This is a genomic window from Brevundimonas diminuta ATCC 11568 (genome assembly GCF_000204035.1).
Classification (GTDB): Bacteria; Pseudomonadota; Alphaproteobacteria; order Caulobacterales; family Caulobacteraceae; genus Brevundimonas; species Brevundimonas diminuta.
In genome coordinates this window covers 490,387-501,345 of record NZ_GL883084.1, presented here as the reverse complement: position 1 = coordinate 501,345, position 10,959 = coordinate 490,387, and the positions used below count along the sequence as shown (strand labels likewise).

Annotated in this window: 6 protein-coding genes; 4 read left to right on the top strand and 2 right to left on the bottom strand. The window is 64.4% G+C overall.

All coding sequences use genetic code 11. The annotated features are described in order from the left end of the window. Positions 1–323: 323 nt before the first annotated feature. The 4 genes from BDIM_RS02485 to aguB all read left to right on the top strand — a co-directional run bounded on the left by BDIM_RS02485 (position 324) and on the right by aguB (position 6,993). On the top strand, positions 324–1,412 hold the full coding sequence (locus BDIM_RS02485; protein WP_244911912.1) for a capsular biosynthesis protein: 1,089 nt from the start codon (positions 324–326) through the stop codon (positions 1,410–1,412). 171 nt (positions 1,413–1,583) lie between these two features. Then, positions 1,584–4,925 carry a TonB-dependent receptor gene (locus BDIM_RS02480; protein WP_003163986.1) on the top strand — a complete coding sequence of 1,114 codons (3,342 nt, stop codon included), beginning with the start codon at positions 1,584–1,586 and terminating at the stop codon, positions 4,923–4,925. A gap of 200 nt (positions 4,926–5,125) precedes the next feature. Further along, entirely contained in the window at positions 5,126–6,127 is a 1,002-nt protein-coding gene (locus BDIM_RS02475) for an agmatine deiminase family protein (protein WP_081461818.1), read from the top strand. Then, on the top strand, positions 6,127–6,993 hold the full coding sequence (aguB, locus tag BDIM_RS02470; RefSeq protein WP_003163984.1) for an N-carbamoylputrescine amidase: 867 nt from the start codon (positions 6,127–6,129) through the stop codon (positions 6,991–6,993). The genes BDIM_RS02475 and aguB overlap by 1 nt, the downstream gene beginning before the upstream one ends. A gap of 82 nt (positions 6,994–7,075) precedes the next feature. Here aguB and BDIM_RS02465 read toward each other — a convergent pair whose 3' ends face one another. Together BDIM_RS02465 and BDIM_RS02460 are read right to left on the bottom strand one after the other, a co-directional pair. Further along, complete coding sequence (locus BDIM_RS02465) at positions 7,076–10,024, bottom strand: TonB-dependent receptor domain-containing protein (protein WP_040344589.1); 2,949 nt, start codon at positions 10,022–10,024, stop codon at positions 7,076–7,078. A 214-nt stretch (positions 10,025–10,238) separates the two neighbouring features. Then, positions 10,239–10,959, bottom strand: a 721-nt coding sequence (locus tag BDIM_RS02460) for a right-handed parallel beta-helix repeat-containing protein (RefSeq protein ID WP_081461817.1), incomplete at its 5' end; no start/stop codon positions are given.

The following is a 10,959-nucleotide window of genomic DNA, read 5'->3' as shown; positions in this document are numbered from 1 at the left end:
TGATCGGCTCCCGAAACCTTGGTCGATTGATTGATCAGGCCGCCGAACTCGATCTGGGTTCGGCGGCCTTGATTCAAGAGCTTAGGTTCAAAATCGGGTTCAGTTTCACCTTGCCAAGACTCCGGCCGGGCTATTAATAGAGCTCGCTCCTCGAAAGATATCAGCGTTTGCTCGCGCCGTTTGATCCTGATCAGTTTGAGCTAGGTCTTCAGGTCCAGGTTGATCTGATCGGCCGTCGCTTCCTCATCGTGTCCGCGCCTTTCGGCCGTTTCGGGCGCGTGTTGGCGCATGCCATTGAGGCGCGTGGCGGTGACGTGCGGCGCATGCTGTTCAACGCCGGAGATGTCTCGAACTGGGGCCGTTCGGGCGGTCTGCCTTTCCGCGAGGGAGCGGAGCTGTGGCCGGAAAGACTGGCGGCTCTCGAGGCCGAGTTCACAGATATCATCGTGTTCGGGGAGGGCGGTCCCTATAATCAGGGCGTCCTGAATCAGGCGAGCCGGTTGAAGGCGCGCGTCTGGGTTCTCGAGAATGGCTACTTCCGGCCTGACTGGATCACTCTGGAGCGCAATGGGGTGAACGGCTCCAGCGCCTTGCCTCGCTCGGCGTCAGGCTATCCGCCGCCGCCGCCGGAACTCCCGGTCTCGCGTCCTGTCGGCAAAATTCTGCCGCACCACGTCATCAACATCAGTCTCTACCATGCGGTGCAGCCGCTGGGGTGGCTGCTGTTTCCGCGCTTCCGTCATCACTATTCGGCGTCGCCATTGCGGCAATGTCTGGGGCATGTTCGCCGCTATCTGGGGCTAGGCATGCGGCCGCAAGGGGCCAGCAACGCTGACCGCCTTCGGACCAAGGGGCCTTTCTTCATCGCCTGCTTGCAGCGCGACGGCGACGCCCAGTTGCTGCGCTATTCCGACATCCACGACAATCTGTCCTTCCTGGCGCGGGTCATGGACAGCTTCGCCGCCGGCGCGCCGGCGCACAGCCGCCTGGTGGTCAAGAACCATCCTCTCGACCCGGGCATCGTCAATCTCGCCCGCGAGACGCGCCGGATGGCCGAGGCGCGCGGGCTGAAAGGCCGCGTCGATTTCATCGACGGCGGTAATCTGGCTCAGTTGTGCCGGGCTTCGGAGGGCATGGTGGTCAACAATTCCAGCGCGGCCTTGTCGGCTCTGGGGTTCGGCACGCCGGTCAAGGTGTTGGGGCAGGCCTTCTTCGATTTCGAGGGGCTGACGGATCAACAGCCGCTGGACGCCTTCTGGCAGGCGCCGCGTCCTGCCGAACGCCAGCTGTTCGCCGCCTTCCGCGCCTATGTGATCAATCGCACCCAGATCAACGGCAATTATCATGAGCCGCGCGTCATGGCGGCGACGGCCGGGCGGGTGGCGGACGCTCTGTCGACCCGGCTTATTTAGGTCGCTGAAAGGCCCTTTTTCGGTGTGGCGCCCAAGCCACCCCGAAGCGCTGTCATCATTCTGTCATCTAGCTGTCGCCCGAGCGTCGGACGGGGGGCCTAAAGCCGCCTCATCAATGACCGCGCGGATCGTCGTTCTGGCATCTGGCGTCGTAAAGGGATCACAGCACCAATGTTGAACCGCAACCTCGCCTATGGGGTTTCCGCCGCAGCCATCCTGTTGGCGACCTCCAGCGCCGCCTTCGCCCAGGAAACCACGGGCGGTATCCGGGGCGTGATTACGGATGCTTCGGGCGCGCCGATGGCGAACGCCACGGTCGTCGTCACCCACATCCCCTCGGGCACCAGCACCACCACCGTGACCGGTGCTGACGGCTCTTATACGGCGCGCAACCTGCGCGTCGGCGGCCCCTACGTCGTGACCGCGCTGACGGCGCAAGGCGAAGTCTCGGGCCAGGTTCCCTCCGTCAGCATCGGCTCGCCGACGGCCCTGAACCTGACGGCGACGGTTTCGGCGTCTGACGACGCGACTTCGGTCGCCGACGTGGTCGTGCGCGGCGTTCGCGGCGGCGGCCTGATCACCGGTCCGCGCACCCGTATCGGCGCCGAGCAGATCGAAACCCTCCCGACGATCAGCCGTGACATCAAGGACTTCGTCCGCACCTCGCCGTTCGCGTCGGTCGACTCGACCAACAGCGACGCCCTGATCCTGGGCGGTCAGAACAGCCGCACCAACGCCTTCATGGTCGACGGCATCCGTCAGGGCGACGACTTCGGTCTGTCGCCTAACGGCTATCCGACCGTGAACTCGCCGATCTCGATCTCGGTCCTGGAAGCGGTTCAGGTCGATGTCGCCCCCTATGACGTCCAGTACGGCGCCTTCCAGGGCGGTGTAGTGAACTCGGTCACCAAGTCGGGCGGCAACGAGTTCCGCGGTGAAGCCTTCTACGAGATCACCAACCAGGATCTGCAAGGCGACAGCTTCTCGTATGAAGACATGTCGTCGGGCCAGACGATCAACCGCTCGGTCACCGGCGAGTTCGAAGAGAAGACCTGGGGCGCGACCCTGTCAGGTCCGATCATCAAGGATCGCCTGTTCTTCCTGCTGAACTACGAGAAGTTCGAAGCGACCGAGCCGGTGCTTTCCGGCCCGACGGGTTCGGGCGCCACCAATGAAGTGCCGGGCATCACGCAGGCCGACGTCGATTCGGTCCGCAACGCCGTGAAGTCGGTCTATGGCTACGACCCGCTGGATTGGTCGACGAGCAATCTGACGACCTTCGACGAGAAGTATTTCGCCAAGCTGGACTGGAACATCAACGACCGTCACCGTGCGGTGGCGTCCTACCAGCAGACGCAAGGTTCGCGTCTGAGCCTGAACGGCACCTCGACCAGCAACACCACGCCGAGCGTTGGCCTGCTGTCGCAAGGGTATGATTTCCAGAGCAACATCACGGCCTACAAGGCTCAGTTGTTCTCTGACTGGACCGACAACTTCTCGACCGAGCTGTCGATCTCGCGCAAGGAAAGCGAGAACATCACCAGCAACCTGGGCGGTTCGGACTTCGCGGCCTTCCGTGTCTATCTGGATCCCGTTGGCGCCGCACAGCGTCGCTCGGTGGTTCTCGGGCCGGAACGTTCGCGTCACGCCAACTCGCTGACGAACGACCTCAACCAGTACCGCTTCGTCGCCAAGTATCAGAACGCGGGTCACCGCCTGACGGCGGGCTATGAACGTGAAGATCTCGAAATCTACAATGTCTTCGTGCAAGCCGCGAACGGCGAGTATGAGTTCGCTTCGCTGGCCGACCTGCAGAACCGTCGCGCCTCCTACATCAACTACCAGAACGCTGTGACCAACAATAAGGTCGATGGCGGCGCGAGCTTCGGCTACACGACCAACACCCTGTTCGCCCAGGACGAATGGGATGTGAATGATCGCTTGACGCTGCGCGCGGGCCTGCGCTTCGACTGGTACGAGATGTCGGACGAGCCGCTGTACAACAAGGCGTTCGAGGACAAGTACGGCTTCTCGAACACTCACAATCTGGACGGCATCAGCCTTCTGCAGCCGCGCTTCGGCTTCAACTACCGCGTCGATGACACTTTCAACGTCTACGGTGGTTTCGGCCTGTTCTCGGGCGGCTCGCCGAACGTCTGGATTTCGAACAACTTCTCGAACCCGGGCAACCTGATCGGCCAGTTCCAGTGCCGCGCTAACGGCTACACCAGCCAGAACGTCAACAACGGCGTTCCGGTCTGCTCGGCCGCACAGTTGGCGACGCTGACCAACGTCGACGGCCTGAATCCGAACCAGGTCGCCAAGGACGCTGTGACCGAGAGCGCCAAGCTGGGCACGGGCGCGATCAACGTGATCGACCCGACCTTCAAGGCGCCGTCCATCTGGAAGACGTCGCTGGGCCTGACCAAGGACTTCGACCTCAACCGCTGGAGCATGGGCGACGGCTGGGCGGTGCGCGCCGAGTATGTTCACTCGGAAGTCGAAAACGCCATCGGCTGGGTCGACCTGAACATGGCCAAGCGCCAGAACGGCGTCGCGCCGGACGGTCGTCCGACCTATTCGGGCCCGAACGGCAGCCAGGTCGTTCTGATGCTGACCAACTTCAAGGGCGGCAAGACGGATCAGTTCACCGTCGGCGTGAACAAGGCCTGGTACGAAGGCTGGGCCGAAGGCCTGGGCTTCGACCTGTCCTACACCTACGTCGATGCGACCGAAGTCCACCCCGGCACCTCCTCGGTGGCTGCGTCGAACTTCGGCCAGGTTGCAGTCTCCGACCCGAACAGCCCGGAAGTGGCGACCTCGAACTATGAGATCAAGCACTCGACCAAGCTGAACCTGAGCTATAGCCGCAAGTTCTTCGGCGACTATCGCACCAGCTTCAACCTGTTCGGCGAGCGCCGCTCGGGTCTGCCCTTCAGCCACACCTTCACCGGGTCGGGTCTGGTTGGCGAAGCGAACGAGTATGCTCGTCGCAACCGTCAGCTGCTCTACGTGCCGGCGGTCGGCAGCGACGGCTTGGTTTCCGTCAGCAGCGATCCGCTGGTGACCTACGGCGGCAACTTCGCGCGTGACTTCGGCGGCGACATGAATGTCGCCATGGCGGCCTTCAACGACTATCTGAAGCGTACGGGCCTGATCGACTATGCAGGCAAGATCACGCCGCGGAACGGTTTCAAGTCGCCGGACGTGACTCGCTTCGATCTGCGTATCTCGCAAGAGCTGCCGGCCTTCTTCCCGGGCGGCGCCAAGTTGGAAGGCTATGTCGATATCGAGAACATCGGCAACCTGCTCAACGACGAGTGGGGCGTGATCCAGCAAGTCGGCTTCCCCTACTTCTCGCGTGGCGTCACGGCTAGCAACTGCCAGCTTCAAACTTGCGCGGCGGGTCGTGGAAACTTCTATCAATACGACGGTTTCCGCGACTGGACGGCCACCAACTACAACAACCAGTCGGTGTGGCAGGTGAAGTTCGGCGTTCGCTACAAGTTCTAAGCGAACGACAATCTGAGAAGGGAAGGGCGGTCCGGCGACGGGCCGCCCTTTTCTTTCTGAGCGGCCCTAGCGCGCTGCCGTGCTGCTTGAGGGCGTTGGGCGCTTCAATGCGCGACGCGCCGTCGCCATTGAACCGGGCGTCGTCAGGGCCTATCTCGCCCCCTTCGTGCTTCATCCTTTTGTGTGGACGTTTTCGCCCCATGACCCTGCCTGTTCCCGCTGAATGGACTCCGCATCGCGCGATGTGGGTCGGCTGGCCCAGCCATGCCGATCTGTGGGAGGAGAACCTCGAGCCGGCTCAGGCCGAGGTTGAGGCCCTGGTGCGCGCCCTGGCCGGGCCGGGCCGCGAGCAGGTCAAGCTCATGGTCGGCAATGACGAGGCCCTGGCCGACGCCCAGGCGCGCTTCGCCGATGTGGCGGGCGTGACGGTTGTGGCCGGGCGGTTCGGCGACATCTGGCTGCGCGACACCGGGCCGATCTTCGGCGCCGGCTCGGCGTCGGCTCAGGCCTTCGTCTTCAACGGCTGGGGCGGTAAGTACGACCTGCCGCACGATGATGAGGTCGCTGATCAGATCGGCGAACAGACGGGCGTCGCCCTGACTCGCCATGACTTTATCCTGGAAGGCGGCGCTGTCGATCACGACGGCGAGGGCACGGTGCTGACCACGCGCCAGTGCGTCCTGAACCGTAACCGCAACACCGGCTGGACGCAGGAGACGGCCGAAGCCGCCTTCGCGCAGGCCCTGGGCGCCAAGAAGGTGCTGTGGCTGGGCGACGGCCTGCTGAACGACCACACCGACGGCCACGTCGACAATCTGGCCCGCTTCGTCGCGCCGGGCGTGGCGGCCTGCCCGGTCGGCTTCGGCCCCAAGGATCCCAACGCCGAGGTCTATGACCAGACGGCCCAGGCTCTGGCCGCCATGACCGACGCCGCCGGTCGTCCGATCAAGGTGCTGCGCATCCCTTCGCCCGGTCTGATCCTGGACGAGGACGAGCGCCCGGTCCCGGCCAGCCACATGAACTTCCTGATCGCCGACGGCGCCGTCGTTGTGCCGACCTATGGCAATGACATGGCCGCGCGCTTGGCCTGCGAAGCCCTGGCGACCGTCTTCCCCGATCGCGAGATCATCCCCCTGCCGTCGACCGCCATCCTGTCGGGCGGCGGTTCGTTCCACTGCATCAGCCAGCAGGAGCCCGCCTGATGACCCGTCAGATCACCGTCGCCGCCATCCAGACCGCCTACGGCGAGGACATGCAGGCGAACATCGACAAGACCATCGGCTTCATCCGCGAAGCCGCGGCCAAGGGCGCCCAGGTCATCCTGGCGCCGGAGCTGTTCCAGGGACCGTACTTCTGCGTTTCCCAGGAAGAGAAGTGGTTCGGCTCCGCCTATCCCTGGCGCGAGCATCCAGCCGTGACGCAACTCCAGCCGGTGGCCAAGGAACTGGGCGTGGTCCTACCTGTCTCGATCTTCGAGCGCGAAGGGCCGCACTACTTCAACAGCCTGGTGATGATCGACGCCGACGGCGAGCTGATGGGCGTCTATCGCAAGAGCCACATCCCCGACGGCCCCGGCTATCAGGAGAAGTACTATTTCCGCCCCGGCGACACCGGCTTCAAGGTCTGGGACACGCGCTTCGGCCGCATCGGCGTCGGCATCTGCTGGGACCAGTGGTACCCGGAAACGGCGCGCGCCATGATGCTGCAGGGCGCCGAGGTGCTGCTGTATCCGACGGCTATCGGCACCGAACCGCATGACGATACCCTGGACACGGCCGCCCCGTGGCGCCGGGCCATGCAGGGGCACGCCGTGTCCAACGTCGTGCCGGTCGTCGGCGCTAACCGCATCGGTCATGAACAGGTGACGGAAGCGGGCCAGACCTACTACGGCCACTCCTTCATCGCGGATCATCGCGGCGATCTGGTCGAGAGCCTGGACCGCGAAGAGGGCGTCCTCGTCCACACCTTCGACCTGGGCTTCCTGGATCGCCACCGCGCGGCCTGGGGCTTCTTCCGCGATCGCCGCACCGACCTCTACGGCGCCTTGGCGACAGGGCGCCCGGCCTGACCCGGCAAGCCGGCTGATCTACAAACAAAAAAGAGGCGGAAGACCGGGGTCTTCCGCCTCTCTTCTTATGCGTTGAACGCTATCAGAACTTCAGCGTGGCGCCGAAGGTGAAGTAGCGGCCGATCGCGTCGTAGGTCTGCGGGAAGGTGTTCCCGTTGTTCGCCGACGTGGTGCCGATCTGCGAGCCGACGATCGGCGGCGCCTTGTCGAACAGGTTGTTGATCGTCGCCGTCAGACGCACCGTCTGGGTGATGTCCCAGCGGCCGCTCAGGTCGAAGTAGTCGTAGCTGTCGATCTGGGCGTAGTCCGGGAACCACTTGGTGCTGCTCGGCTCGACTTCGACGCCGGACAGGTGACGCCAACTCAGCGAGGCCGAGTAGTCGCCCATCGTCCAGGTGGCGCGGCTGTTCCAGCGTTGCTTGACCTTGGGCTCGCCGCACGAGACCGAGTAGTAGTCGACGCAGTCACGCAGCACGGAGACCGGGGTGGCCTGGGTCTCGTGCTTGGTGAGGATGCTGCCGTTGACGCTCAGGTCGAGGCGGCCGACGTCGCCCCAGCCGAAGTCGGACAGTTCGACGCGGTAGTTGGCCGCGATATCGAAGCCCGAGACGCGCTCGTTGCCGGCGTTGGTCGTAGGGCGGATGACGCCCTTGGCGTCGACGCCGTTCAGCGAACCGTTGGCGGCGCTGCGCTGGATCGCCTTACAGCTGTCGTTGAACGCCAGCGTTGGGTTCAGAGCCTTGTCGTAGCAGCCGTTCATGACATCAGCCAGGCTGGGGCTGTTGATCGTCTTGTCGATCTTGATGTCATAGTAGTCGAGGCTCAGGCGCAGGCTCGGCACGAAGGCCGGTTGCCAGACGGCGCCGATGGTCCAGGTGTCAGCCTCTTCCGGACCCAGGTTCGGGTTGCCGCCGGTCTGCTGGTTGACCTGGCCCGAGTTGGGCTTGGCCACGTAGCCGATCGCGCCTTCCGGCACGCCGGTTAGACGGCACAGGTTGCTCAGCGTGCCGGCGGTGTTGGCGTCGGCGCTGTTGATCAGGTCCAGCTGGCACGGATCGATCGCCATGTTGCCCAGGCCGGTGACCTGCGGGTTGAACAGTTCGCCGATGTTCGGGGCGCGGGTGGCGCGCTGATACATGGCGCGGACGCGGACGTCCTCGATCGGCGACCAGTCGCCGCCGAACTTGTAGCTGCCGTAGTTGGTCTTCGAACCGCCGGCCTTGAACTCGGTCTGGCGGTAGCCGGCTTCCAGGTTCAGGCTGTGGATGAACGGCATGTTCTCGATCAGCGGCACCGCCAGTTCGGCGAAGGCTTCACGCAGTTCGAACTGACCGTTGCGATCCGGAACCGGCGCGCCGGTGCCCAGGATTTCGCCGTTGGCTTGCGAAGCCGCATCGCCGCGGGTCTCGGCGCTGGACCGGCGCCATTCCGCGCCGAAGGCGACGGCGATCTGACGCTCGCTCCAGGGGCTGCTGAACTGCTCCGGCAGGATGCCCGAGATCGAGCCCGAGGCCACGTCCTGCTTGATCGTGGTTTTGCTCATCGACGACAGGTTGATGTAGTCGATCATTTCCTTGGTGATCGTGCCTTCAGGACCGAAGACGTTGATCGGCACGCAGCCCGCGACCGGGGTCGAGGCGCCGGGAACCAGGCACTGGGTCGACGAGACGGTGTTCAGGGCGTTGCGCAGCTTGGACAGCGAACCCCAGTTGCGGCGCGTCAGCAGCTGCTGGGTTTCACCGTGCGAGATGTAGGCGTCGTAGTTCCAGTCGGCGTTGATGTCGCCACGCACGCCGGCCAGCAACTGGACAGTCTTGTTCTCGATGTCGACGGGACGGGTGCCCATCTCGGTGAAGCGACGGTTGATGGTCAGATCCATCATGGTGTCGCCCGCCGCGCCGGCGACGCACTTGGCCGGATCGATCAGCAGGGCGCCGCAGAATTGCTGGCGCATGGCGTCCGGAATGAACGGATTGCCGATCGGCACCTTGTAGGTGTTGCCGAAGGTGCCGCTGGAGGCGTTGTCCAGCGAGACGTCGCTCTGGACATAGGTCAAGTGGCTGTAGACTTCGGCGGCCGAGTTGATCTTGAAGCTGCCCAGACCGTTGATCTGGTAACGGCTCAGCGGCGTCTGGTACAGGTTGTACGGATTGTAGTTATAGCCGGCCGAGTTGTAGTTCGGGTGGTCCGAGCCGATCAGGGCGCCCGTGGTGGGGTCCAGTTCAGCGCCCGACGGCAGGGCGACGCCGCCCTTGACGGGGGTCAGGTCGAAACGACCGGGGACCGAGGTGCCCGAACCCAGCGGCTTGCCAGAGGTCGAAGACAGCGCGACTTCGCCCCAGGGGCGACGCACCTGATACAGCGGATCGGTCTTGGTGTAGCCGAAGCTGACGACGGCGTTGCCGCGGTCTTCGGCGAAGTTGCCGCCGATGGTGACGTCGAACTTGCGACGAACGGCGTCGTCCTCGCCCGAGAAGCCGTAGGAGGAGTTGACCTCAACGCCTTCGAAATTGTTCTTCAGGATGAAGTTGACCACGCCGGCGACGGCGTCGGCGCCGTACACGGCCGAAGCGCCGCCCGTGACGGTGTCGACACGCTCGACCAGGGCCAGCGGGATGGTGTTGGTGTCGACCACGCCTTCCAGGTTGAACGGCACGACGCGGCGGCCGTTGATCAGGACCAGGGTGCGGTTGGTGCCCAGGCCGCGCAGGTTAATGGTCGCGCCGCCGCCCGAGCCGTTGTTGGTGGCCGAACCGACGGCCGGCACGGCGGCCGGCAGATCCTTGACCAGTTCTTCAACCGCGACGGGCTGCGACATGGCGATGGATTCGGAGCTCAGCGACGTGATGGGGCTGGACGCCTCATAGCCCGGCTGGCGGATGCGCGAGCCGGTGACGACGATGGCGCTGACTTCGGAAACTTCTTCTTCGGCCGTTTGGGCGAAAGTCGGCGTGGCGGCCATGAAGCTGAGGGCGGCGCCCCCGATGATGGTCGAGGCGAGCAAGGACTCGCGGACAATTCTCTTTCTCAAAAGAGACCCTCTCCTGAACAAAACAAGCCGTCGCCCGCCCCCTACGATGGGGCTGAACCGACGGCTCGCGGTACGTGCAGGACCGAACGGCCTGCGCCGACGACATTACGGCGAGGCTTGCCTCAAGCAAGTCAGAATTGCGTCAATAATGGCACAGACTGGAATAAATTGCCCTATACTGAAATATATTCGGAATATGAGGCAAAAATTACGCTCATTTTCGAAAATTGTCACGAACCGTGTTCTGCGATGCGCCGTCGCGATCATCGGCGCTGCTGCCCCAGGGGTAGCCCTTGTCGGCGCCGCAGTAGGCGCGGCCGCCTTGCCGGGCGTTCTCGACCACCAGGCGCGGACGCCAGCGGGCGACGCCGGTGAAGGCGTTGTCGGTGATGACATTGTATGACGGCGTCTGGTGACGAATGACGCCGCGCTCGCCGCAGTTGCGATAGAGGAAGACGCCGGGCCGCCCGCCCAATTCGAAGCGATTGCCGGTGATGCGGTTTCGCGCGGATCCGTCGACCGCGATCATCTCGCGTTCGGTGCGGGTGCGGAACAGATTGCCTTCGATCCGATTGTCCGCGCTTTCGGCGTCCAGGTAGAGGGCGGTGGAGACGCTGCGGCCCTCGAGCGTGGATCGGGTCAGGGTGAGACGGGTGACGCCGGGACCGATGTAGAGCGGGATTGATCCCGTCCCCCGGATGATCACCTCATCGAGCGCAATATGGCTGGGCGCGGCCGCCTGGGCGGCGGCGGTGTGGTCGGCGGTGCGGGAGGAGGCGCGCAGGTCGTCATAGCTCCCGTCCGCCCCCATGCCCCACACCCGCACCGAGCCGTGGATCAGGCAGCGCGCGATGCGCACGTCCGCTGGACGGCTCCAGCGGTCGACGGCGATCCGGCGCGACCAGACGGCGATGGTGGGCGAGCGGGTGCTGACG

Bases quoted from the DNA above. Each gene is read 5' to 3' on its own strand.
- BDIM_RS02485 (WP_244911912.1), top strand. From the start codon at position 324: ATGCTGTTCAACGCCGGAGATGTCTCGAACTGGGGCCGTTCGGGCGGT.
- BDIM_RS02480 (WP_003163986.1), top strand. From the start codon at position 1,584: ATGTTGAACCGCAACCTCGCCTATGGGGTTTCCGCCGCAGCCATCCTG.
- BDIM_RS02475 (WP_081461818.1), top strand. From the start codon at position 5,126: ATGACCCTGCCTGTTCCCGCTGAATGGACTCCGCATCGCGCGATGTGG.
- aguB (WP_003163984.1), top strand. From the start codon at position 6,127: ATGACCCGTCAGATCACCGTCGCCGCCATCCAGACCGCCTACGGCGAG.